The sequence below is a fragment of the Aerosakkonema funiforme FACHB-1375 genome, from assembly GCF_014696265.1.
Taxonomy (GTDB): Bacteria; Cyanobacteriota; Cyanobacteriia; order Cyanobacteriales; family Aerosakkonemataceae; genus Aerosakkonema; species Aerosakkonema funiforme_A.
On record NZ_JACJPW010000082.1, the window covers coordinates 1 to 24,566 of the forward strand.

The 24,566-nt window shown below is 43.5% G+C and carries 16 protein-coding genes and 2 pseudogenes; 9 read left to right on the forward strand and 9 right to left on the reverse strand.

Annotated elements, in window-relative coordinates; translation table 11 throughout:
* Positions 1-537: 537 nt before the first annotated feature.
* Both H6G03_RS39860 and psb35 read left to right on the forward strand, forming a co-directional pair.
* A pseudogene (locus H6G03_RS39860) lies at positions 538-2,403 on the forward strand (transglycosylase domain-containing protein); the annotation flags it as partial.
* Between the two features lie 1,252 nt (positions 2,404-3,655).
* On the forward strand, positions 3,656-3,871 hold the full coding sequence (psb35, locus tag H6G03_RS25875; RefSeq protein ID WP_190470718.1) for a photosystem II assembly protein Psb35: 216 nt from the start codon (positions 3,656-3,658) through the stop codon (positions 3,869-3,871).
* Positions 3,872-3,959: 88 nt separating this feature from the next.
* Here the strand turns inward: psb35 and H6G03_RS25880 are convergent, their stop codons facing one another.
* From H6G03_RS25880 to H6G03_RS25915, 8 genes are all read right to left on the reverse strand, one after another.
* Positions 3,960-4,382: a tellurite resistance TerB family protein gene (locus H6G03_RS25880; protein ID WP_190470721.1), complete on the reverse strand. Its 423-nt coding sequence runs from the start codon at positions 4,380-4,382 to the stop codon at positions 3,960-3,962.
* 104 nt (positions 4,383-4,486) lie between these two features.
* Positions 4,487-5,863, reverse strand: a complete 1,377-nt coding sequence (locus H6G03_RS25885; RefSeq protein WP_190470724.1) for a 16S rRNA (cytosine(967)-C(5))-methyltransferase — start codon at positions 5,861-5,863, stop codon at positions 4,487-4,489.
* Between the two features lie 144 nt (positions 5,864-6,007).
* Positions 6,008-8,359, reverse strand: a complete 2,352-nt coding sequence (locus tag H6G03_RS25890) for an adenylate/guanylate cyclase domain-containing protein (RefSeq protein ID WP_190470727.1) — start codon at positions 8,357-8,359, stop codon at positions 6,008-6,010.
* A gap of 605 nt (positions 8,360-8,964) precedes the next feature.
* Positions 8,965-9,516 (reverse strand): hypothetical protein, encoded by a 552-nt coding sequence (locus tag H6G03_RS25895; RefSeq protein WP_190470730.1) that lies wholly within the window; start codon positions 9,514-9,516, stop codon positions 8,965-8,967.
* Between the two features lie 353 nt (positions 9,517-9,869).
* On the reverse strand, positions 9,870-12,635 hold the full coding sequence (locus H6G03_RS25900) for a hybrid sensor histidine kinase/response regulator (protein WP_190470733.1): 2,766 nt from the start codon (positions 12,633-12,635) through the stop codon (positions 9,870-9,872).
* Positions 12,636-12,646: 11 nt separating this feature from the next.
* Positions 12,647-12,880, reverse strand: a complete 234-nt coding sequence (locus H6G03_RS25905) for a hypothetical protein (RefSeq protein WP_190470736.1) — start codon at positions 12,878-12,880, stop codon at positions 12,647-12,649.
* 151 nt (positions 12,881-13,031) lie between these two features.
* Complete coding sequence (locus tag H6G03_RS25910) at positions 13,032-13,535, reverse strand: hypothetical protein (protein WP_190470737.1); 504 nt, start codon at positions 13,533-13,535, stop codon at positions 13,032-13,034.
* Positions 13,536-13,544: 9 nt separating this feature from the next.
* Positions 13,545-14,024 carry a hypothetical protein gene (locus H6G03_RS25915; RefSeq protein WP_190470740.1) on the reverse strand — a complete coding sequence of 160 codons (480 nt, stop codon included), beginning with the start codon at positions 14,022-14,024 and terminating at the stop codon, positions 13,545-13,547.
* 459 nt (positions 14,025-14,483) lie between these two features.
* On the opposite strand from H6G03_RS25915, the gene H6G03_RS25920 reads away from it, so the two are divergent.
* The 3 genes from H6G03_RS25920 (at position 14,484) to cysE (ending at position 17,308) form a co-directional block, all read left to right on the forward strand.
* Positions 14,484-15,689 (forward strand): Coenzyme F420 hydrogenase/dehydrogenase, beta subunit C-terminal domain, encoded by a 1,206-nt coding sequence (locus tag H6G03_RS25920; RefSeq protein WP_190470744.1) that lies wholly within the window; start codon positions 14,484-14,486, stop codon positions 15,687-15,689.
* Positions 15,690-15,957: 268 nt separating this feature from the next.
* Complete coding sequence (locus tag H6G03_RS25925; protein ID WP_190470745.1) at positions 15,958-16,422, forward strand: hypothetical protein; 465 nt, start codon at positions 15,958-15,960, stop codon at positions 16,420-16,422.
* A 94-nt stretch (positions 16,423-16,516) separates the two neighbouring features.
* Positions 16,517-17,308, forward strand: a complete 792-nt coding sequence (gene cysE, locus H6G03_RS25930) for a serine O-acetyltransferase (protein WP_190470746.1) — start codon at positions 16,517-16,519, stop codon at positions 17,306-17,308.
* 67 nt (positions 17,309-17,375) lie between these two features.
* Here the strand turns inward: cysE and H6G03_RS25935 are convergent, their stop codons facing one another.
* Positions 17,376-17,957 (reverse strand): Npun_F5749 family FMN-dependent PPOX-type flavoprotein, encoded by a 582-nt coding sequence (locus tag H6G03_RS25935; RefSeq protein ID WP_190470749.1) that lies wholly within the window; start codon positions 17,955-17,957, stop codon positions 17,376-17,378.
* A gap of 159 nt (positions 17,958-18,116) precedes the next feature.
* On the opposite strand from H6G03_RS25935, the gene H6G03_RS38270 reads away from it, so the two are divergent.
* The 4 genes and pseudogenes from H6G03_RS38270 (at position 18,117) to H6G03_RS25955 (ending at position 24,560) form a co-directional block, all read left to right on the forward strand.
* Entirely contained in the window at positions 18,117-20,567 is a 2,451-nt protein-coding gene (locus H6G03_RS38270) for an LAGLIDADG family homing endonuclease (protein WP_242060471.1), read from the forward strand.
* Between the two features lie 230 nt (positions 20,568-20,797).
* Positions 20,798-21,169 (forward strand): hypothetical protein, encoded by a 372-nt coding sequence (locus H6G03_RS25945; protein ID WP_190470754.1) that lies wholly within the window; start codon positions 20,798-20,800, stop codon positions 21,167-21,169.
* A gap of 48 nt (positions 21,170-21,217) precedes the next feature.
* Positions 21,218-22,291, forward strand: a pseudogene (gene nrdJ / locus H6G03_RS25950) (ribonucleoside-triphosphate reductase, adenosylcobalamin-dependent); the annotation flags it as partial.
* Between the two features lie 73 nt (positions 22,292-22,364).
* The gene (locus H6G03_RS25955) at positions 22,365-24,560 is read left to right on the forward strand and encodes a Piwi domain-containing protein (protein WP_190470757.1); all 2,196 of its coding nucleotides are present in this window, start codon (positions 22,365-22,367) and stop codon (positions 24,558-24,560) included.
* The last annotated feature ends 6 nt before the right edge of the window (positions 24,561-24,566 follow it).

Here is a 24,566-nt window from a genome sequence, read left to right on the forward strand (position 1 = left end):
TAGCCCCTAGCCCCTAGAGATCGTCAGTGTTGTGTGTGAGGGTTTGACGTGACAAAGTTTATTCCGCAACTCCAAGAAATTTCGACGAAATTCAGTGGCTTTGAGTCACCTGAATCAGAACCGACAAATATCGGGGAATCTCAAACAATTCAAGCAGAACCTCCCTCAGACATTGCACCGAAACAATCGGTGAGCGAGGGTAAAGCCAAGCCCAGTCAGCGCCAGTCGGCGGCGGTAACAAAACAGCAGCAAAGCACAACAGAATTTCAAACTGCCACATCCCCCGCCCCAGAAACCTCAGAAGCTACCGAAGCAGATTTTTTAGCTTCAACTCAGAAACTTGCCAAACCGGATATTTCCGCGATCGAGACGAAACTGATAGTAGGACTCAAGCAAGTTTCCACCCAAATCGCGACAAAACTGCCCAAACTACCCATTTCGGAACTAAATAAGCAAAACCTAGAAAACTTCAGCCGCAGAGTACTCGATTCCCCGTGGCTCGATCCGAAAAACCCCGTTTATCGCAGCCGCAAATTTTTGATCGGCGCGGGATTGGGAGTGGGAGTGGGCGGTAGCGCTCTAGCAGTCGGCGTAACTTTGTGGTCGATCGAGCGCAGCCTACCCGATCCGAATGAAGTCTTCACCTTTGTCAGAGACGGAACTCTAACGATCAAAGCCGCAGATAACAGTATTTTGCAACAAATAGGGCCGGCAACTCGCGAAAAACTCAAGCTCGATGAAATGCCACCCCAGTTAGTACAAGCGTTCATCGCCTCGGAAGACAGCCGCTTTTATCAGCATAAAGGAGTCGATTACCAAGGCATCGGCAGAGCGTTCGTCTCCAACTTGATGCGTCGGGATGTGGTGGAAGGCGGTAGCACTATCACCCAACAGCTGGCGAGATTGGTATTTCTCACCCAGGAACGCAGTGTCGGGCGCAAAGTTCAGGAAGTCTTTCTCGCTCAGAAAATCGAGCAGAAGATGAATAAAGACCAAATACTCGATCGATATCTGAATTTGGTCTATCTCGGCGAAGGAGCTTACGGCGTTGCAGATGCCGCCTGGGTTTACTTTAGCAAACCGCTCAAAGACCTCACCCTCCCGGAAATAGCCACCATTGCAGGCGTAACCCCAGCCCCCAGCATCTACTCGCCCCTGGTAAATCCCCAAGCCGCCCAGCAACGTCGCAATACGGTGTTGCAGCGAATGCAGCAAGTCGGTTACATCACCCCAGACCAAGCGCAAACAGCCAGCGCCCAGCCTTTAGCTCTCAACCCGGCACCCCCCAAACGGCTTTCCACGGAGGCAGAATACTTTACCTCCTACATTCAGAAGGAATTAGCCAAGTATGTCTCCCCGGATGCGATCGAAGCAGGTGGCTTGATCGTAGAAACAACCCTCGATCGCCAGTGGCAAAAAAACGCCGAACAAAGCGTCCAAGATGTACTGAAACGCTACGGTTCCGAACAGAAATTCGGGCAAGCAGCTTTAGTGTCGATCGATCCGCGTAACGGCGAAGTTAAGGCGATGGTAGGGGGAACTGATTTTGAAAAAACCCAATTCAACCGCGTCACCCAAGCTCAACGTCAGCCCGGATCTACATTTAAAGGATTTCTCTATACAACTGCGGTCGCCGCAGGTTTCTCTCCCTACCGAGGCTACCTGGATGCCCCCCTTTCAATTGACGGCTACACCCCGAAAAACTACGGCGGCGGCTACTTTGGCTGGATTTCTATGCGGGATGCCCTAGCCACTTCCATCAACACAGTTGCCGTCAAGGTACTGCTTGATGTCGGATTTCAACCCACGATCGACATCGCTCACAAAATGGGCATAAAATCCGAACTCAAACCTACCTACTCCCTCGCCTTGGGAGCCTCGGAACTCAATTTGCTGGAACTGACCAACGGCTACGGCACCTTGGCTACTGGGGGTGTATATGCCGAATCTCACGGCATTCGTCGCGTCCTCGACCAGCGCGGCAAAGTTCTTTACCAAGCCAACTTTAAACCCCAACAAGCCATAGATACAGAAACAGCTTCCATCATGAATTGGATGCTGCGGGAAGTAGTCAATGGCGGTACGGGTCGCGCCGCTTACCTCAACGATCGACCCGTTGCCGGCAAAACCGGTACTTCTGACGAAGCCCGCGACCTTTGGTTCATCGGCTACATTCCCCAAGCAGTGACAGGAGTTTGGCTGGGTAACGACGATAATAGCCCTACTGTCGGCAGCAGCAGCACAGCCGCCATGACCTGGCACAATTTTATGGTCAAAGCTGTAGATGGTATGCCGGTGGAGAAGTTCGCCGAACGACCCCAGAAACTGGAAGGTCGCAAAGCAACGATCGCAATTCAGCCGATCGAGCCGGGCAAAATCTACTCTGGCAAAATTGCCAGAAAAGTTGAGAAGGAAGAGCCTCCCGCTCCTCAGAAAATTATCGTCTCCAAACAAGATAGGGACGAAAAACCGGTTACCCGCAGTGTACGAAGTCAAGACGACTCGGATACACCTACACCCCAACGTCGCCGCCGTCGCTATTCCCAGGTGACGGAAACAAAATATATCAGCGATAGTTCTCCCGCACCGCGCCGCGTTCGATCGGAAAGACTGCGACGGCGTTCCTACACCGCCGATACCAATTCGGCACCCACACAGCCGGTCAGGCAGTCTCGTCGGCGTTCCTACACCGCCGATACCAATTCGGCACCCACACAGCCGGTCAGGCAGTCTCGTCGGCGCTACTACACCGCCAATACCAATTCGGCACCCGCACAGCCGGTCAGGCAGTCTCGTCGGCGTTACTACTCCGCCAATGCCAATTCGGCACCCGCACAACCGGTCAGGCAGTCTCGTCGGCGCTACTACTCCGCCAATGCCAATTCGGCACCCGCACAACCGGTCAGGCAGTCTCGTCGGCGCTACTACACCGCCAATACCAATTCGGCACCCGCACAGCCGGTCAGGCAGTCTCGTCGGCGCTACTACACCGCCGATACGAACGCCGCCCCAGCAACATATCGTGCAGAGCGATCTCGCCGTCGCACAGTACAGCAATATACCGCTCAATCAGAAGCACCGCGTCGTCGCACAGTACGGCAGTATACCGCGCAATCGCAAGCTCCTCGTCGTCGCACAGAACAATATAGCAATAAGTCGGAGCCGCGTCGTCGCACGGTACAGCAGTACAATGCTGTCTCGGAAACTCCTCGCCGTCGCACGGTAAGGCAGTACAGCGCTCAATCAGAGTCGTCTCGGCGAACTCGGCGTTACTCCACCCCATCCTATACTGCTGCCGCCCCGGTACGGTCTCGATCGGAACGCCGTCGAGTCCAACGCGCTTCCTCGGCATCTCGATCGATACAGAGACAGGCACCGACTCTTGCCAGACCTCTACCGGCAGCCGCTCCCCCTACTATTGAACTGAACACTCACCGCTAAGGTCGAGAAAGAGTGGGGGAGTGGGGGAGCGGAAGAATTTAATTTTCGCTTTTCCCTCTTCCCTAACCCCTAACCCCGACGCCCTTTCCCTCTCCCCCTAATGATATGGATACAAGCAGACACCATCATACTGCGATCGAACTTGGGGGGGATGGATAATTTTACTCATTTTCTCTACCCTGTAAACAGAGATTAATTCGGGAGTTAATAACAGATGAACATACTGATGGAAGCCGCCACCAATACCCCTCATTTTCCAGTATCTTTTACAGCGGTCTATGTTGTTGGTTTTATCGCCGCTGTAACTATTGGCTCGATCGCCTGGTACAATTCCAAGCGTCCCGTAGGTTGGGAAGACAAAGAGCGCCCCAGCATTGTGCCGGAAGTTAAAAAGGATGAAACTCCAGGCATCGGCACACCTAGAAGCTAATCGGTAATAGGTAATGGCGAATGGCAACCTGTAAAGAAAAATTCCGCGCTCGCCAATTACCAATTACCCATTATCAACTAGCTCATAGCTAATTGTATCGATCGACCCAGCGGCGATACAGCTTTTGAATCTCTCCTAGCACGCGACTTTGAATTGGCTGGGGCGATTCGTTGCCTGGGTCGAGCTGCTGTAGCATAGTTAACAGTTTGGCTTCTTCATTAGCGACTTCGCCATCGCTGTAAATTAAAGCGCTGATGGCTTCGATCAAGTCTTGGCATTGTTGGGAGGTGGGGCGATCGCCTAAATACTCTTCCACCCACCGATAACACTCCTTCGGCTCTACTGACCGGAATTCATACAGCAAAGGTTTAATCTCCGGATCGTCGGCAACTCCCTTTTCTTTTGCTACTCGGTGCAGATATTCCCGTTCCTCCGGTTGAATTTTACCGTCAATCCAAGCAGCGCCGATGAGAATTTTAACGAGATTTTTGACGTTGGAGTTAGCAATCATTGGCTTTTCCCCTAAACTGATCCGTTCCTCACCCATCATTACTCAAAACTATTGCTAACCGCCTTTTTTTATTTTGACTTTTGAATGATTGACTTTTGACTTTTCTAGTCCCCAGTCCCTCTCTTTAAACGCACCATAAAAAAGCCGTCCATTTGATGTCGGTGGGGCCAAACTTTTATCCACCCAGCAGGTAATCTCAAGTCCATCAGCGGTGAATTGGAGGGTGGTGGTTCAATTTGCCAGCTTGGGCGATGGGAAAGAAATGCTTCTACGACACTTTCATTCTCTAAAGGATGCAGGGTGCAAGTTGAATAGACGAGGATGCCACCCGGCTTGACGTAAGCGGACGTTTTATTTAACAATTCTGTTTGCAGAGTCGAAAGTTGTCGCACTGTTTCGGGAGTTTGTCGCCAACGCGCATCCGCATGGCGATGCAGGGTTCCCAAACCGGAACAGGGTACGTCTAGTAAAACTCGATCGGCTAAATTAATAAATTGAGGTAGGTTGCAGCTATCTCCCGTACAAATTTCGATCGACTTTAAGCTGAGGCGTTGCGCGTTTTGTTTGAGTTTTTTCAGGCGGGAGGAAGTACGATCGCACGCCCACACCTTCCCTTTGTCTTGCATCAATTCTACAATGTGTGTAGTTTTTCCTCCCGGTGCCGCACAAGCATCAATAACGATTTCTCCCGGTTGGGGATCTAATAAATGCGTCACCATTTGGGCGCTGCTATCTTGCACCGTCCACCAACCCTCTTGGAAACCGGGCAGATTTTGAATTGCACCGCTGCTACCAATTAATCTCAAAGCTTGCGGTAAGTGAGGAACGCGCCTTACTAGAATATCAGCTTTTAGCATCGCTGCTTCCACTTGTGCGATCGAAGTTTGCAAAGGATTTATCCGCAAGTCAATTGACGGCGGTTGGTTCATCCATTCGCAAAGCAGTTCGGTTTCCTCTTCTCCCAATTGTTCTAACCACAGTTGCACAATCCAATCTGGGTAGCTGTGCAAAATTCCCAATCTTTCTACAGGATCTTTTGATAACTGTAAGGGATTTTGCTGGCTAATTTCCGATTCCCCTTCATTTTTAACTGTCAAACGGATGTATTGGCGCAATAAACCGTTGACAAAACCGCTAAGTCCTGCCAATCCGTTTTCTTTAGCTAATTCAACAGTGGTATTTACAGCAGCTGAAGGGGGAATGCGCTCTTCGTAACGCAGTTGATATAAACCTAAATGTAGAATTGCGCGTAAGTCTGGCGCTTGTTTGCTGGCAGGTTTTTTGCCCAGTCGATCGATCAGGGCGTCCAGAGTTCGTTGCCTTCTCACGCTGCCATACACTAATTCTGTCATCAACCCTCGATCGGCATCGCTTAAATCTGCCTGACGTAAGATGCGATCGAGCGCCACATCGGCAAAAGCGCCTCGATGAACGTCTCGCAGAGTCAGAAAAGCTAATTGACGCGGATTTTGCTTGCTCATAATAGGAGCAAATGTAGTGAGGGACACCCTGTACTATTGCTATACAATGCGATCGCAACCATTCTCGATCGTAACTTAACAAACACTTCTTCTTAAGGATATCGCAGAATCGCAGCGCGTGTGTGGCAAAATTCTTCTTTTTTCTTACGAAGAACTTTTGTAAATTTCCTCTAGCTTCTCTTTTACAGATGGGGGGATGAAAGTAAAATGAATGTAAAAATTTCCCTTTTCCGCTTGCGCTTCCAAAACTTTTGCGTAAATATCTTCTTCTCCCACTCTCCCATCATTTGGAGCTAACAATTTTAACCTGATATTAGTCATTGGCGGCGGCATTTCATCGCCTTCTCCATTAGTATTGCTAACTTTAGCTTCTTTTGCAGATAATTCGACTAATGTCCCGTTCCATACATTACTGCTAATATGCTTACCATCCAAAATTGTGTACTGAATCGGTATAACTTCGGAAAGCCTAAATAATTCATCCTTTGCTTTTGTCAAAAACAAATCGTATTCACCACCAATGCCATCAACATCATAAATGCTAATTAGCTGGTTAACTCCTTTCGGTTGCACTTGCTTTTGTCCCTTGATTTTAACAATTTCTCCAGCCTCTCTTAAGGTAGATTCCGAAATCAGAATTTGACCTCCTATTGTATAGGATTCAATTCGATAAGTTAGGTTAACTTGGCTACCTACAACACCATATTTGGTGCGCTTCTCGGAACCTATATTTCCTACTACGACTTCGCCAGTGTTGATACCGATACCCATTTCTAGAGGTGGCAAACTCCACGTTTTCATTTGTTCGTTGACTTTAAGCATTGCTAACTGCATTTCTACAGCGCAAGCAACAGCCCTTTTGGCATCATTTTCTCTCGCTGTGGGAGCCCCAAAAAGAACTAAAATCCCATCCCCCATAAACTCATCAATAGTTCCTTGGTACTTGGTAATTACATCTGCCATATGTTCCAGATAGAAATTTAGAATTTCCACTACTTTTTCGGCAGGGAATCGTTCTGATGTGGCTGTAAATCCTCTCAAATCAGAAGTGAGAATAGTAATAATTCGCCGTTCTCCACCGAGTTTCAAGCCTTCCAAATTATCGATTAAAGTAGCTACAATTTCATTGGTAAGGTAGCGTCCGAATACTTTACGGATCAGCGCATTTTTTTGTTCTAATTCTGAATTTGCTTCGGCTAGCTGGGCGGTGCGATCCTTAACTTTTTGTTCCAGATTTTCAAATGATTCTTTTAAATGCAAAGTCATTTTTTTAAATGACTTTGCTAGCTGTTGTATTTCATAGGAACGCCCTGTCGGTATCTTTTGTTCCCAGTCTCTCTCAGAAATCTTTTTGGCAGCGTTATTCAGGGCTAATATAGGTTTAACAATCCATTTAGAAGTCTTCCAACCAAGGAAAATTGCTATTATCAAAGAGCCGGCGCACAGGATAATAGTGGTTTGCGTGTTGGCATGGATGCGTTTCATGAACTCCGCTTCTGGTATTACTACTACTATTAACCAATCCAAACCATATTCATCTTGCCAAGTTTTTACCTGCACAAATTCACGCTTACCGTTAAGATTAAAATAGAATCTTTCGCTATTTCTAATTTCATTAAGATTACCAAAGCGTTGCATTAAATTTTGTGTTGTTTCTCGAATCAAAGGCTCGTTGCTTTCTGATGCTTTCAGTCGTTTTGCCTCTCCATTAATAAAAGTAAATGGCTTTTCTGGTGCCGAACTCGCTACCAGCAATCCGTTCCTTTCTAAAATAAAAACTTTTGCCTCTCGCGTCACTTTTAAGTTGCGGAGAAAATCGCTGACTTGGGAAAGAATGAGATCGATACCCATAACTCCAATGAGGTTTTTGTTGCGATCGTATATGGGATAGCTTGCCGAGATAGCTAAAGTTGTTTTCTCATCTTTATACTGATAAATTTGACTCCATACAGGTTTACCCGATCGAACCGCATCTGCATACCAAGGTTCTTCTTTAAAGTTGTAGTTGTCTACTACTTCTATCACCTTAGTACGATTGCCTTTTCCATCTGTGCCATAACTGATAATTTTGCCCTTGGTAGACGGATTGAAAATATCTATGGAATAAATGCCATTATTTCTATGGTAAGCTCCTATGTATTCGCCTTTTGTGTTAGCAAAAACTATATAACTAACATTCAAAACCTGCAATTGTTTCCAGAAGTATTTTCCTGTTTTTTCCAAGTCCTTGAAATTTAAAAAACCTAACTTTAAGGCATTTACATTAATTTTATTAACTAGGTGAGGAGTAGCCAAGTAAACATCAAGGTGCTGACCGACGCGATCGCCGATCTCGACTTGCAACTGGGTAGCAAGCTCATTGACAGCTTCCTGTCCGTTGCGAAATGACAGCCACCCCGTTAGCCCTACAGCCGTTACTAATTGCAGCAAAAAAGGTACTACAATTATGGTTCGGAGGTGAAGTTTACCGTAAAATTTGGAAATATTATTGCCCATACTTTATCCTATGTTGTTAATCCTTGAAATTTTGTTGGTGCCATTTATCAGAGGTTTAGGTTAGGCTGTTTATTATTTGGTCAGTCGTTTTAGTTGAGTTTTTCGAGCGAAATAACTATATTATCAAAAAGCAAAGCCTGCCAGGAAAGTAAGCAAACGACCAGAAATACCGAGCGCCTGACGAGGATGTGGGAGATTAAATGCTATCTTAGCGGATGCTGCTCTAAAAGTGATTTGGTTTTGTCAGGTTTTTGGGGTAAGAGCTATCGATTATACTCAACAAGGCTTTCAGATCTGCTACACCTCAATAATTGCGTATCGAACAATACAATTAAGGGGTGCAACGGGTTCTTGTAGAGTAGGATACAAAAGAAGAGGAAAGAAGGGCGATCGCCATCCAAATACTCTTGTTTTACGCGGCGATCGTTCGCGTTACCGTACTGTATAAGATGTGAATAGAAGAGCAGCAGTTTGCAGATAATAGAAGGGGTCGTCTGTTGAGTATTGTAATTACCAAAATGAAATCTTCCTAAAGATAGATTTTGTCTTAAGATCGGCTGAGGCAAAATCTATCTAAAAAAACTGAAATCCAAAAAACAAAATTGCTAGAAAACTTTACTCAGAGGTATTTGCAGAAATTCAGCAATGCCTTTCGCTAAAAAAGAGCTAGAATTTGCATCTAATTTATTTACCGTCAAGGGGATGCGCTCACCAGACGCCATCACAAGGCTAATGCTGTAGTATGTGGAGAGCTTAGGTTTGCCAGGGAAGAATTTAAGTTTGCTTATGAATAAATTTCTGCTGTGTTTTGTGACCACAACCTTTGATATTTGCCGAACTGGACGCTGGATCGCTTTAGTTTGCAGCCCTTCTACTTTTAAGAGTGTGCGATCGAGTGGTTTATTAAAGTAACAGCTTACCGATCCAGTCTTCTCCGCCGCAGCTAAAAAACCATACGCAATCGAGACTAATCCCAGAATAGGGCATAAGAGAAGAAGCGATAAAGCCGCACCACCTGCATACATCCCCACAACTATACCAAAGAATAGTAAAAAAGATCCCAATCCTACATAGAAGCATCCGATCGTCATCGCAGCACGCATATCTGGATCTTGTTGGATTATCAGTCTGGTTTTTGTTTGCTCTACAATTCTCATTTAGCACCTCTAATTCATACTGCGACAAAAGAAAAAGTCGATGTAAGTCACCCTGAAGATGCCGGTCATAGCTTGACAAAAAGGTAAGGTAAAGCAATCTTTACCTTCGCAACTTATCGAGACATTGTAAAACAGATTATTCTATATGCAAAACTTCCTCCTTTCATAGAAATACCCAACTTAACCGGGTGTGGGAGGGAGTCTCTGAATTTTTTGCATAACTAAATAATTGGCAATTCCTGCTTTTAGCATCAACCAAAAGGTAGATATTTAGGATTTTAACCACTACAAGCACAGAGGAATCTCGAAGGGAAGTGAAATCTTACCTTTTGTGGAATTTTTTGGGGCGATCGCTAATCCTGACTTATCAGGGGTTGTGCTAGGTCAATCAACTGTTGAAATTCAAATAGACTGACAATTTTCGTGAGATTTTTAGCTAAAATATTTTCGGTTTCGGGTATTTCTTCTATCAGTTCGATCGCGCACTTCAAATCTGCCGCCATCGCCGCATTGTATAATTTGACAATCCAGTCATCAGACATAACTTTTAAATCCTCAGATGACAGTACATTTTCTGCGGGAAAGTCTGCTTCAACCCCTTTCGTTTGTTCGTAAATATATTCCACACCTAAATGCTTGGCAAGAGTTTCAAAAATCATCTGTTCCTTAAACGGTTTGCGGATAAAGTCGTCACAACCTGCACTTAGGGTGATGGCTTTTTCTTCTTCGAGGACACTAGCAGTTAAAGCAATCACCGCCGTAGCCCGCCCTTTGGTGGTGGACTTGATATGTTTGGTAGCTTCGTAGCCGTCCATGACAGGCATTCTCATATCCATCCAAATCAGGTGGGGTTCCCACTCATCCCAAATTGCGATCGCTTCTTGACCGTTGCTAGCTTCTTTCACCTCAAATCCCAAAGGATTCAACAACTTAATTAGCAATTGTCGATTAATTACTTTATCATCTACTGTGAGAATTTTGTAGGTAGGCTGTCCGGGAGCAAGTCCCAGTACTCTTGAATGTTCTTTTGTAGGATCGCTGGCTATTTCTTGACCGAGTTTAGCCTGAATAGAGAATTGAAAAGTTGTACCTTTTCCTAATTCACTTTCTACCGAAATTTCCCCACCCATCAGCTGGACGAACTTGCGACTGATTGCTAAACCTAAACCAGTTCCTTCCTGCATTTCTTTGCCAGCTTGGGCTTGACTAAAGGCATCAAAAAGTTTTGGTAATTCGGCAGTGGCAATTCCCACGCCTGTATCGCGAATCCGAAAATGGAGATCGAAAACATCTGTGGTTTCTCGATCTCCGTGAAAGACATCGAGAGTAATTTGACCCTGGGAGGTAAATTTGAGCGCATTACTGAGTAAATTAATTAAAACCTGACGTAATTTTACTTCATCAGTGCAAATATAGCGGGGAACATTTTCTGCTCGCTCAAAAACCAACTTTAAGCCTGCATTATTAGCTCGTAAATGTAGCATATCTTCTAGATCGTCAAGCAAGCGATGGAGGTCAAAGTCTTTAGGATTGAGGGTAATTTTGCTTGCTTCGATTTTTGATAAATCTAGAATATTATTAATTAATGTTAGTAAATACTCGCCGCTGCGATAAATGATGCCAGCATTTTCATATAGGTCGGCAGGGATGTCTTTGTCGCGTACCATCAATTGCGAAAAGCCAAGAATAGCATTGAGAGGCGAGCGCAATTCATGGCTCATATTGGCAATAAACATACTTTTGGCTTGATTGGCAACTTCTGCTTTTTCCTTAGCGATCGCCAACTCTTCTGTTCTTTTTTGAACTTTATCTTCTAAAGTTTCAAACAACTCTTGTAAGTGATGAGCCATCCTATTAAATGAGTTAGCCAGTTCTCCTAATTCATAAATTCGTTCTATTTTTACTGTTCTATTTAATTGACCTTCAGCAATATATTTGGCAGCATCATTCAATTTTACAAGGGGTTTAATCACGCTATTGGCCGTCCAGATACCAATAATTATCACTAACATAAAAGCGATAAAGCACAATAAAATTGTCTGCCTAGTATTGGTATAAATATGTTCTAAAAAGTCTGATTCTGGCACGACAGTAACAATTAACCAATTTAGACCTAACTCATCTTTATAAGGGGAAATTTGCAGAAATTGGAGTTCGTCTTTATATTTGAATTCCATTTGATAATTTTGCTCAATTTTATGAAAATCAACAAAGTATTTTTTTAAATACTTGGCTGTAGCTTGAATGAGCGGATCGCTACTTTGCTCGATAGATGGTCGTTGGAGCTTTTTCAAATAATTACTATTATTAAGACTACTTTCCTGTTGAGAAGTCGCTACTAATAAACCTTCTCGATCGAAAATAAATGTTTTACCATTCTTGCCAATCTTATGTTGGTGAAGGAAAGCTTGCAATTTATCTAATTCATAAGTAGCAGAAATCACACCTAAAAGTTTACCTTCTCGATCGTAAATTGGCTGACAAAGGTCGAGAAAAAAGATATTGTAGTCAATTCCTGAATAAATTGGCTGCCAATTTAGTTTACCTGCTTTGACTGCTCCAATATACCAAGGACGTTGCCTGGGATCGTAATATCTGATAATTTTTTTCATTACTTTGGTAGGCTGACCTTGGGGACTAATGGCATATTCAAAGGTGAAATAATTGGTAGAAGAATTGGAAATAACAAACCTTAATTCTCCGGTTTCTGGTTTTCTCCAAACCTCTAAATATTGATTTTTTACTTGAGAAGCTAAACCAATTCGACTAACTCGATCGAAATTTTTAATCATTTGCCATAAATAAAGATATTTTTTATTAGCTCGATCTTGTAGATCGAGACTTAGTTCACTTCGCTCGATCGCATCAACGTTAAGTTTATGAATCGTAACTAGATAAGATAGCTGATTTTCAATATATTCTTGGATTTCTAAGGTGATTTTTTCACGTAATTGAGAAGCAATATCATTAACTGCTTCTTTCCCATTTTTATAAGATAGAAAACCAACTAATCCTACTATGACAAAAAGTTCAATCAAAAAGGGAACGGTAAAAATAAATTTTAAAGGTATTTTTGACAAAAATTTAGAAGATAAATTATTAAAGTATAAAAATTTCATTAAACTACTCCTTATTGCTTAAAAGCTTTACCTAAATAACTATCGAGATGTTGTTCAATGTGCTTACTGGTCTGTGTCATCAATTTATCAGCCAGTTTCTCAACAGCCACCTGTCCGCTACGATAGGACAAATAACCTACCAATCCCACTGCCCCCACAATTTGCAACACAAAGGGAACAATTAGCACTAATCTCAGGGGAATTGGTGGAGTTTTTTGGGGTTTGTTAGGGCGATCGCTAATCATTATTTATTATGGTTTCGGCTATATCAATAATTTACTCTAAGTCATATTTATATAACAGTTTTGCGAGCGATTATATGAAAATTTATCGTCTTCATCAACATAGAAGAAATTGACTCTTCCCTTCTTGCGATCCCAAACTGGTTTTTTTAGCCTAATTCGGGTTGCTTCTTATCTGCATTTGAGCCTTGAGTGCTTCCAATTCAGCATCAATTTCCAGATCTAGCCAGCGCTTTTTATCTTCGTATTCATTAGTAATTTCAGCAAGCACCTGTAAGTTTCTATCTAAGTTCTTTCCTGTATCAGCTTGATTTATTATTTTATACAGGCCATAGGCAGCAAGTCCAACTATACCCCCTGCTGATGCCATTGTTCCCATGCCAATCCCAACTGCTGTTCCTCCCAAGCTTAATCCCATACCGCCAACGGCAGAGTAAACTCCGATACCAGCTACTGCACCAATTCCTACGGCGCTAAAAGTAACACCATCTTTTTCTCTTATTGCTTGAAAAGAACCAAAACAAGCAGCACCGATAATTCCTCCAGCAGCGGCAACAGGTGCCATACCGATGCCGATTCCTCCAAATCCGCCGACTAATCCCATTCCTCCCACTATTGCATATATACTGACACCGACAGCAGTTCCACTGGCAATCAAAGCTGCACCTTATTTAGAAGAGCAATTGGAAAAAGCATAACAATTATAGTTTGTTGTATTGTGGCTATCACTGTTATCGTTTATAGTTTTATCGGTCGTGTATTCAGCCTTTTCGTCGTTTGTTGCCAATATTAACGGTACAATTATTAATGGCGCAAGAATAATACCTAATATAATACCAGCAGTCAAAAATAGACCGTCAACAACTGCTTCTGGTACTGTGCTTAAGTTAGACCCGTTTTTTTGTTCCTCTATTTTTATTGCATTGGTTTGCTCTGTTGGATTTGTTGTAAAAGATTCAGCATTAACCGTTGTTATTTCACCAATGCAGCTTTTGCTCAAATTACAGTTATTGCTCGATTCATTTATTATTGTACTTACCTCTGCCCAAGCAGGGTCGGGAAAGTTTATTATGTTGGTAGTAACTACAAGCGATGTAACCAAGAACATTGCCATTAGTTTTTTGGCATTTTCAAATATATTTTGCATAAAGATTATTCTCCTAATTACCGCTCGCACTGATAACTGTAGATATTACAGCCTAAATAAAATTTTATTCAAAACTTACCTTGTCGGGCAATACGTACATTTACTGATTATTTAGCCTCTACTGCTACTTGGCTCAATAGCCCTATCGCGATCGACATTAAAAATTTTTTGCTTGGATTCCAATTAAATTTCAATTGATAACAATACTTTATCCGAAAAATACATCTCTAACGAAGCAAACATCTCCATCTATCTGCCTTCCGAAGCGTTCATTTGTAGATATCTGCGGTAAAAATCCCAAAAACTTACTTTTCCCACGAGTTCCAAAGCAAAAGGAAACAAAGGTTAGGGTCAGCGTGGAGGCTAGGTAATGACCGATGACCAAAGAAACCCGGTTTCTACACTATGACTTCTAACGGTATCGTAATAAAAGCTATCTCTGAATAAGAAAAGCAATTTATGACCCTCTCAGTTGACTCCCCCCAGCACAAAAAAGCCAAAGCCCTCAAACCGGGTAGCCGTCGCCCCGCCAAAGAACTGTGTAGCGAATGCGGCCTTTGCGATACATATTATGTCCATTATGTCAAGGAAGCTTGCGCTTTCATCAATCAGCAGATAGCCGAACTGGAAGAACAAATTCACGGGCGCAGTCGCAACCTGGATAACCCCGATGATTGGTACTTTGGTGTCAATCAAAACATGATGGCAGCACGCAAAATCGAGCCCATTCCAGGGGCACAGTGGACGGGGATTGTCAGTACCATTGCGATCGAAATGCTCAATCGCAACTTAGTCGAAGGCGTCGTCTGCGTCCAGAATACCAAAGAAGACCGCTTTCAACCAATGCCAATAATTGCCCGTACCCCAGCAGAAATCCTGGCAGCGCGGGTGAATAAACCAACCCTTTCGCCTAACCTTTCCGTGCTGGAACAAATCGCACAATCTGGCATGAAAAAACTGTTAGTAATTGGCGTCGGCTGTCAGATTCAAGCCTTGCGTGCAGTGGAGAAAAAATTAGGTTTAGAAAAACTCTACGTTTTGGGTACTCCCTGTGTCGATAACGTCACTCGCGCCGGACTGCAAAAATTCCTCGATACCACCAGTCGCTCGCCCGAAACAGTGGTATATTACGAATTCATGCAAGACTTCCAAGTTCACTTCAAACACGAAGACGGTTCCATTGAAAAAGTACCGTTTTTTGGTTTGAATACCAAAGAATTAAAAGATGTATTTGCTCCTTCCTGCATGAGTTGTTTTGATTACGTTAATGGATTGGCAGATTTAGTCGTCGGCTACATGGGCGCACCCTTCGGTTGGCAGTGGATAGTAGTCAGAAATAACACGGGTCAGGAAATGCTCGAACTCGTAATGGATAAACTAGAAACTCAACCAGTAATGTCGCAAGGTGACAGGCGCAACGCCGTCCAGCAAAGCATTCCCGCTTACGATAAAGGCGTAACCCTTCCCATGTGGGCAGCTAAACTAATGGGCGTCGTTATCGAAAAAATCGGCCCCAAAGGATTGGAATATGCCCGCTTTTCGATCGATTCCCATTTCACTCGTAACTATTTGTATGTGCAGCGGCATCACCCAGAAAAATTAGAAGCCCATGTGCCAGAATATGCTAAGCGAATTGTCGGGCAGTACAAATTGCCCCAGAAATAACTAACCCAAGCATTTGAAATTTACTACCAACTCCCTAAAAAACCCAGTTTTTCACAAAAACCGGGTTTTTTCATCAAAAAATAAACTTGAAAATCCGTGTATTGCCCTAACCCCCTGTATAATTAAGCAAATTTAATTAACAAAAAACATCCTCGCTAGGTGTACAGATGAAAAACTGTCATCGCACTCAGAAAGTTTCCTCCCTGTTTTAGATAGCTTAGAAATAGAAAACGGCAATACCGAAGAAAATTTGAGGAGGGCTGTTGCAATGTTCCTTAACCCTATGCGGCAGTTCAAACACGCTAAGTACCTGGCTTGGATAGCTGTTCTGAGCGCGACATCTGTATTCGCACAAACAGCGAATTTCGGTAAAATAAGTTTGGCACCCGGCTTCGAGCCGGGAACTGCGATCGCCACAGGTTCCACCGGCGGATATTTCTCCCTACCTTCGATCGCCAATCGCGATCGTCACAACAACTTTTGTTTGGGATACAGTGGCAATCAAACACCCGACCATATCCTCACATTAGAAAGAGACTTTCCCAAACTCAGATTGCAGGTAGACAGTCGCGGCACCCCCACCACCTTAGTAGTTAGAGGGCCCAGCGGCACCGTTCGCTGCGGCAATACCAGCCTGGAAGATACAGACTGGAAAGCCGGAAACTACAGCGTCTGGGTAGGTGCCAAAAATGAAGGAGTCCAAAGCGATTACACACTCTCAGTGCGGGAATAACCAAAATTTAGGTGGTACTATCACTACGCATCCAAAGGGTATCAGCAGAGCTAAGATAAAGGATGGCCTGTTTTGCCTTCCTTGGTGACCTCTCGTGCTAAACGCCCTGCTAGCTGATTTCCGCATCATCTTCGAGCGCGACCCTGCCGCTCGCAACTGGCTAGAAGTATTATTTTGCTATCCCGGTCTGCAAGCGCTTCTGTTTCATCGTTTTGCCCACCGGCTTTACATCCTGGGTATTCCCTTCATCCCCCGTTTAATTTCCCACATCGCTCGTTTTTTTACAGGTATTGAAATACACCCCGGCGCGTCGATCGGCAAAGGGGTTTTTATCGACCACGGTATGGGTGTAGTGATCGGCGAAACCGCCATCGTAGGAGATTACGCCCTCATCTACCAAGGCGTCACCCTTGGCGGTACCGGGAAAGAAAGCGGCAAGCGCCACCCCACTTTAGGAGAAAATGTCGTAGTGGGAGCCGGCGCTAAAGTCTTGGGCAATATCCAAATCGGTAACAGCGTCCGCATCGGTGCCGGTTCGGTAGTGTTGCGAGATGTACCTTCCAATTGCACCGTTGTAGGCATTCCCGGTAGAATCATCTATCGTTCCGGAGTGCGGGTTAATCCTTTGGAACACGGCAGTTTGCCAGACTCGGAAGCAGAAGTGATTCGCACTTTAGTCGATCGCATCGAATCCCTCGAACAACAGCTGCAAAATCTGCAAACCCAAGTATCTACAATTCCATCTCCTGTACCAGTTAGTATGGCAGCCGCGATCGATAGTTGCGAACGCGCTTTACTAAATTCAGATTCTACCGATCGCTATCTTAAGAGTTGTCGCATCAGAGATAAAGCAATCCAAGAATTCCTAGATGGTGCGGGAATTTAATTCTCGGTCAGTTGTTCGTTGTTTGTCGCTAAAAACCATCAACAACGAACAACTGACTGAAGATCGATCAAGGATTTATCGCTTCACCAGACCAATTGCGATCGCTGTCCACCCGATACAACCATCGATTTTGCGGTTCCCCCCGCAACTCCAAAAAATCTACCTGCATAGGGTCGAGTAACAATAAGCAAAAATCCGATAACGGCTGAGTTGGATCGGGATATGCCGGCGCTACAGCCTCTACATCGGCTCTCGGTTGACCCGGATGCGGCCAAGCAAATTGTACCCTCGCCGCATCAGAAAGTTCTTGCCAACTTATCTGACGCGCTTTTTGCAATTGTGGATCGGGATGATTCTCCCTTACCAGCATCAGTTTTCCAGAAATCCGAAATTGTTCGCGAGTGTTGGGAAAATACCAGCAAGCTTCCGCCCAAGGTTGGCGATCGATTTGTTCTGCCTTCTCGCTGCGAGCATCCGTCACAAATTTTAGTCGATCGCTATCCTCCAGAAAGCCCCGGAAAACTACAGTACGGTTAGCCGGACGCCCATCAGCACGGACGGTAGCCAGTTGCAGATAACGGGCGTAAACCAGACTGCGATTGCGATGGAGGGCGCGAGCGAGATGCGATCGCCAAGGAGCAAGGGACATAAAGAATTTTAGATTTTAGATTTTAGATTTTAGATTTGTTCTCGTTTCTAGTTCAGTCCTCTATAAATAGTGCAAATTTCCGGATTTGGCAACCTTTGACCGCTATATCTGCGATCGCTTATACTACACGATCTGTCCAACAAAAATTAGACTTGACCTATGGTTCGAGAACTTGAGCGGGAAAACCAGACCAGTCAGTTTCCGGAAACTGCACCAGCTGCCAATCCCGTGTTTTTTAGAACATACAGCCGCCGCACCGAGAAAGGGCGCGAGACATGGGAAGAAGTGTGCGATCGCACCGTTCGCGGCTTATCCAAACTCGGCAAACTGACCCCCGCAGAAGCCGACCTCATCCACCAAATGCAAAAAGAACTCAAAGCCCTCACCTCCGGTCGCTGGCTTTGGGTAGGAGGTAGCGAGTGGATCGAGCAACAAGAGAACTTTTCCGGCGCTTACAATTGCTCCTCCACAAACATAAACGACTGGCGAGCCTTTGGCCTGCTGATGGATTTGGCCATGATGGGCTGCGGTACGGGTGCTGTCCTGGAACCGAAGTATATTAACCAACTACCGCCTATCCGCAATCGTCTGAATGTCACCCTTCAGGGACAAATTGGTGCTACGCCAGCAAACCAACGTCGAGAAGAAACCGAAGTCAAAATAGAGGGGAACCAAGTTACGATCTACGTTGGTGACAGCCGCCAAGGTTGGGTTAAATCGTATCAAACGCTGCTGGAATTATCCACCGACGAACGCTTCTCAGGAGAAGTGCAAGTAGCAATAAATATCAGCGATGTTCGCGCTGCCGGAGAACCATTAAAAGGTTTTGGCGGCGTCGCTAATCCTGTTAAATTGCCGGGACTTTATGAGCGGTGTACGGCAATTTTGAATAAAGCAGTAGGTAGACAATTAAATTCAGTCGAATGCTGTTTATTAATTGATGAAGCAGCCGTCACAATTGTGGCAGGTAACATTCGTCGCTGTCTTCCCGAAGATGCTTTAGTTCATACTTCCAAAGGTTTAGTTCCTATCCGCGACGTGCAAGTAGGTGACTTAGTACAAACACCGCTAGGATTCCGGCGAGTTGTTAATAAGTTCGATCAAGGGTTTCAAGATGTCTACGAAATTGAAACCAATGGTACTTATCCAAGAGCAACTTTAAACCACAGACAAGCAGTTCTTGCAGATGGTAAGGGTGGGATTACCTGGAAATATCTTGCTAGTTTATCTGAAGGCGATCGCTTGTTACACAATAGACAAATCCTTCCAGGTACGATCGCTCACTTACCCCCCGATATTACAGAATCGAGACCTTCTCAAAGTCGAACAGCCAAACAGTTAATTATCCCCGAACTTACCCCTGATATAGCTTGGTTAATTGGCTTTACTCAGGGGGATGGCTATGTTGCGATCGGTCGGAATAAACATGGTAAACCTTACGGCTTTGTTACCTGGGCAGCCAACAATTGCCAGCCAGAACTTGTTGCCAAAATTCAATCTAAAATAGATGCTGCTTTAGCTTTATTCGGCCTAACCGCTTGCCACGGTGTTGTCAACGGCGAAAATACAGCTAAATCAGTTTGTTCATCTATTCGATTCGCTGAATACTTCCATCGTTACATTAAACAGCCTAATGTTTCCTTAGAAGTTCCTAGCTTTATTTTGCAGGGTTCTGTAGATATCAGATCTGCTTACTTAGCTGGATTAATGGATAGTGACGGCTCTATTAATAACCGCCCACCTCATTTAGTTACCACCGTTTATCGCTCATTTGTCAGACAAGTTGCAGCCGTTTTATCTAGTTTGGGAATTGCTGGCAGACTCAAAATAGTACAACCAGAAAATCAAGCATGGCAGCATAAATATAGCTTGACAATTCCAGCATTTAAGGAACGTTACAACGCGCTAATTGCTCCCCATTCTGCTAAAGGAGAACTACAGCAAGGTCTGAAAATGTATGGTTTTACCGTTCCCGGTACAATTATGCGGGAAGCTTACACCTACAGCGAGATGCGCGAAATGGGATTCCAAGGTTCTCGCTTGGTTGATGCTAACTACGAACGCTATATTGCCGAGGCAGATATCTCTTTAGATATTCCAGTGACAGTCAAAGGATTGGGCAGTTACGATCATGTCCAAACTTATGATATTGAAGTAGAAGAAGCTCATTGTTTCTACTGCGATGGGTATTTGACCCATAATAGTGCGGGAATGCGCCAAGGCTTTAGCGAAGATGAATTATTTGCTAATGCTAAATCTAACCTTTGGCAACAAGATGCTGATGGTAACTGGCGCATCGATCCAGAGCGAGATGCTTTGAGAATGGCAAATCATACCAGAGTATTTCATCACAAACCAACCTTGTCAGAATGTCTTGAAGCAGTTCGCAAACAGTATTATTCTGGTGAAGGGGCAATTCAATGGGCTGGCGAGGCAGTTGCCAGAGCTAATAGCGATCTATTGGAAACACCTGAAAAGAAATTGGAATTTCTCAAAACTTACGAACAAGGAAATGCAAAAGAATGGATTGAAGAACATTATTCTAGTGTAGACAAAAGTGAATTAGAGCATCGATTAGCCCGTGTGGGCTTAAATCCGTGTGGTAAGTAATTTTGCCTCACGTTAATCACCCGGCAAAAACGGAGAAGGCTGAGATGCTAATTCCGTGGTAACTAGAAAGGGTAACGCCTTCTAGTACCGTACAGAGTAGAGAATGAAACTCTAAACAGAGATGGTAAATAAAATAAGTTATCTATATTGCTCATAGGTAATAGCTTTATTTGTCATATTGATAATTTAGAGAATATAATTTCTCCAAGAGTGTCGGGCTACAAAAATGAATGGAAGGACTTATTGCGGTCACTACAAAGGGAACTATCTCAAGTCAACCTTGGAGTACATTTACGCCAGATCTCTTGATTATATGCTCTAATGCTGCCACTTTCTCAAAAACCTCTAGTGAAAATTCTTCGGTCATCCAGAAAATGGCTCTTGATTTTGCTAAAAACCACGCCCAGGCGATTCTGAGTTGTAAGCTTAATAAAATCAAGCCAGTTCTTCAACCTTTTTATGACCAAATTGAGCAAGAATTTGGCATCAAGGATGAAAGAACGCTAAGTAAAGCTTTACTGGGATACCAAACCAACCGCAAAGAAGTTCTTGCTTGTTTCCGTTCATTTGTAGAAAATGTACTCGGAACTACAGGGAAATAAACCTGTAGAACTAGAGGATAAACAGCCTCTAGGATAACATTAATATTGGAAATTATTGGCTCTAATTTTCACTGCAACCTTTCGGAGATCCACCTTAACCAAATCGATCCATACAATTACAAAGAGCAAGAGGAAGCTTTTACTGCTGGTGCTTTATCAGTAGCAACGCTACTCAATCACAAATTCTTGGAACCGCGCTATCAATACAGTCGCGAATTAGACCCGATTGTAGGTGTATCATTCACGGGTTTATTTGACTTTTTTGTGAATGCTTTTGGTGTCGATTGGTTGCGTTGGTGGGAAGAAGGACGCCCGGAAACCGAACAAGGAATTGAGTTTAAACGGCGTGAGGAAGAATATCTCACTCGTTGGCGGGAAATAGTGCATCGGGTAGTGTGGGATTATTGCGATCGTCACAACCTCAAACGCCCCAATCGCTGTACAACTATCCAACCCAGCGGGACAAAATCTCTCTTAACTGGCGCATCTCCCGGATGGCATCCACCCAAAGCGCAGCGTTTTATTCGGCGGATTACCTTCCGGAAAAACGACCCGGTAGCCCTCGCTTGTATCGACTACGGTTACAATGTGATTCCCTCGCAATCTGACAAAGATGAACATGGGAATCTCCTAAACGATCCCTTCGATCCCCGTTGTTCGGAATGGCTAGTTGAAATACCCGTTTCCGTACTTTGGGCTGACTTACCCGGTGCCGATGAAATTGACATCAGCAAGTTCTCAGCTTTAGCTCAAATGGACTTTTATATGCAAGTCCAGAAATTTTATGTGCGGCATAACACAAGTGCCACAATTGAGTTGCGGGAAAATGAAATAGAAGCTTTAGGGAGTCGGATTTATGAAGCGATACGGGATGACGAAGGCTATATTTCTGCCGCACTTTTAGCAAGGTTCGATGACTTGCAAACCTTCCCTCGCTTACCGTTTGAGCCAATTGCAAAACAGCAGTACGATCGACTCATAAAAGAAGTAGAAATGCGCCGTCAGACAGATGATTTTCATACTGCTTTGAGTCGTTACGATTCCGGCTATTTAACGGAAGCAGGGCCAGCAGGTTGCGATTCCGATAAATGTATGATGCCAGAACAAAAACCGGGTTCATAAGTAACTTAAAATCCCCAGAATTTAACCTGGGGATTTCTCCGTTTATCCTCACGATAGTTGATAGGTGGAATATATGGTAGATTCTTCAGTTGAACAGTATGCAAGTGAGATATTTACTTTTGCTTTTCAGGCTGACCCTAGAATCGGTTGTTTTAGTCTAACTCCTACGGTTACAAAGGAGTTACGCAACAAAATTAGTTACCATTTGGGTAATTTATTAAATTTGACTGTGATTTATCATGAGTCTTTGTTTTGGGTCATGGTTCATCCTAATGCTGAAGTCCCAAAGAAGTCTGTTTGGCAAGATACGCTTAACACTGTCTGTGAAAAGCTTAAAAAAGATTATGGCGATCACCAATATGAAATTGAGTGGCAACAAGTCCACCCACCGTATCAACCAATTATTTTGAGTAACTTAGTTGCTCAACTATTACGCGATCGCCATCCATTTAAAACTATTAATGTTTTAAATAATAACTACATACAAGTTACCAGAACTTGTGATGTCAAAGCCGAACCATTATGTTTATCTGAAGTAGAATATCCAGGCGTATGCTTGACCGCTAAAACTCAAGTGACTTCTTTATATAATCTCGCTACCTTTTACAATCAACACCCTCAAAAAGCAAATCGAGAGTTTTTAGTAGGTTTGGAAGTGCAAGAAGAACGCGGTAGTGTTGGCATAATTATTACGTTGGCAGGGATAGTCAAAGACATGAGACAGGAATTTTCAGAACGAGACGATTTAAAACCAAACACTAAATTAGCATGGAAAAATGCGCCAGATGATGAACTTGTAGTTACTATCAAGTATAATAGAGGTATAAAACACTACTGTTATCCGCTTAGTGCTTTATTTCTTTACTTAGATGATAGCAATTGTCAAAGTTTAGGTATTGATTATACTAAAATATATGAAGCACAAAAGATTCATTGTGCCAAGCGTCAGCCCTTAATGAAGGAATTTTTAGATACAGCCCAAAAATTCCTGGCAAGCTACCAAATTAATCTAAATAGAGATAATGTAAATGAGCATTATCAAAAGTTGTTTTTAGCCTACCCTAACAAACCTTTTAGCCAGACTCAACTTCTATTTGGCAATAATGGTATCACTAAAGCCAGTAATTACATTCTCGACGGTTTAAAAGAAGGAAAAGTGTATCAAAGAATCATTCCTGATGATAAGGTAATCCAAATTGGTATACTTCAATTATGTAATGGTGATGTCAGCATATTTATTAAACAATTAAAAGAAAGGTTACAAACTTATGGCTTTCTTAGCGAAATTAGTAATCATATAACAGAAACTCTCTCAGGTAGCCCATTTCAGCAAAGGGCGGTAGCCGATCAAAAAGCCGTTGACTTAGCTTATGAAACAGATTTAGTGATAATATTTCTTCCTACTTATGACAGAAGCCATGATGAAATTGAAGGTGGTAGTTTATATCATCGGTTAACCCAACGTTTGCTAAGAATGCAAAAGCCAAAGCAAGTAATTTATCAAGACACATTAAAACAAAACCCAAAGTATGTATTAAATCAAGTGGTTCCAGGTATTATTGCCAAGCTGGGTAATACTCCCTACATTTTGGCAAAGCCCTTGAAGATAGCAGATTTTTTTATAGGGTTGGATGTTTCCAGAAAGCCCAAAAAGAATTTACCGGGAAGCATGAATGCTTGCGCGAGTGTTTGCGTGTATGGCAACCAAGGACAGTTTATTGGTTATCAAGTGGAACCTGGAGTTATTGAAGGTGAAGTCATACCAGCTAATTTGCTAGAAAATTGTTTAAGTAATCCCGAACTAAGAGGTAAGAGGGTATTGATTTATCGAGATGGTTTATTTAGAGGAGATGAAATCGAACATTTAGTTAACTGGAGTAGTACCCAGAAATCCAAACTAATTTTAGTAGAGTGTCGAAAATCTGGAAATCCCCGTTTATACAGATGGAACAGTCAGAGTAAAAGAATTAGCCCCCCACCCCAAGCTCTTGGTATGCTACTACCAAGAAATCAGTTAATCTTAGTAACTACAGAGGTAAGTGAAAAAATAGGTTTAGCAAAACCTCTAAGATTAACTGTCAGACCGGAAGGAGAGTCCGCTAATATGACATCGTTAATGCACGCTACTTTATGCTTGACACTACTACATTACGGTTCTCTTAGAAAACCAAGATTGCCAATACCTCTATATGGGGCAGATTTGTTATCATACCTTAACTTACAAGGAGTTTTAACTCATAATTTGTATGGGAATTATCAATTTTGGTAAAAATAC

Bases quoted from the DNA above. Each gene is read 5' to 3' on its own strand.
- psb35 (WP_190470718.1), top strand. From the start codon at position 3,656: ATGAACATACTGATGGAAGCCGCCACCAATACCCCTCATTTTCCAGTA.
- H6G03_RS25880 (WP_190470721.1), bottom strand. From the start codon at position 4,382: ATGATTGCTAACTCCAACGTCAAAAATCTCGTTAAAATTCTCATCGGC.
- H6G03_RS25885 (WP_190470724.1), bottom strand. From the start codon at position 5,863: ATGAGCAAGCAAAATCCGCGTCAATTAGCTTTTCTGACTCTGCGAGAC.
- H6G03_RS25890 (WP_190470727.1), bottom strand. From the start codon at position 8,359: ATGGGCAATAATATTTCCAAATTTTACGGTAAACTTCACCTCCGAACC.
- H6G03_RS25895 (WP_190470730.1), bottom strand. From the start codon at position 9,516: ATGAGAATTGTAGAGCAAACAAAAACCAGACTGATAATCCAACAAGAT.
- H6G03_RS25900 (WP_190470733.1), bottom strand. From the start codon at position 12,635: ATGAAATTTTTATACTTTAATAATTTATCTTCTAAATTTTTGTCAAAA.
- H6G03_RS25905 (WP_190470736.1), bottom strand. From the start codon at position 12,880: ATGATTAGCGATCGCCCTAACAAACCCCAAAAAACTCCACCAATTCCC.
- H6G03_RS25915 (WP_190470740.1), bottom strand. From the start codon at position 14,024: ATGCAAAATATATTTGAAAATGCCAAAAAACTAATGGCAATGTTCTTG.
- H6G03_RS25920 (WP_190470744.1), top strand. From the start codon at position 14,484: ATGACCCTCTCAGTTGACTCCCCCCAGCACAAAAAAGCCAAAGCCCTC.
- H6G03_RS25925 (WP_190470745.1), top strand. From the start codon at position 15,958: ATGTTCCTTAACCCTATGCGGCAGTTCAAACACGCTAAGTACCTGGCT.
- H6G03_RS25935 (WP_190470749.1), bottom strand. From the start codon at position 17,957: ATGTCCCTTGCTCCTTGGCGATCGCATCTCGCTCGCGCCCTCCATCGC.
- H6G03_RS38270 (WP_242060471.1), top strand. From the start codon at position 18,117: ATGGTTCGAGAACTTGAGCGGGAAAACCAGACCAGTCAGTTTCCGGAA.
- H6G03_RS25945 (WP_190470754.1), top strand. From the start codon at position 20,798: ATGGAAGGACTTATTGCGGTCACTACAAAGGGAACTATCTCAAGTCAA.
- H6G03_RS25955 (WP_190470757.1), top strand. From the start codon at position 22,365: ATGGTAGATTCTTCAGTTGAACAGTATGCAAGTGAGATATTTACTTTT.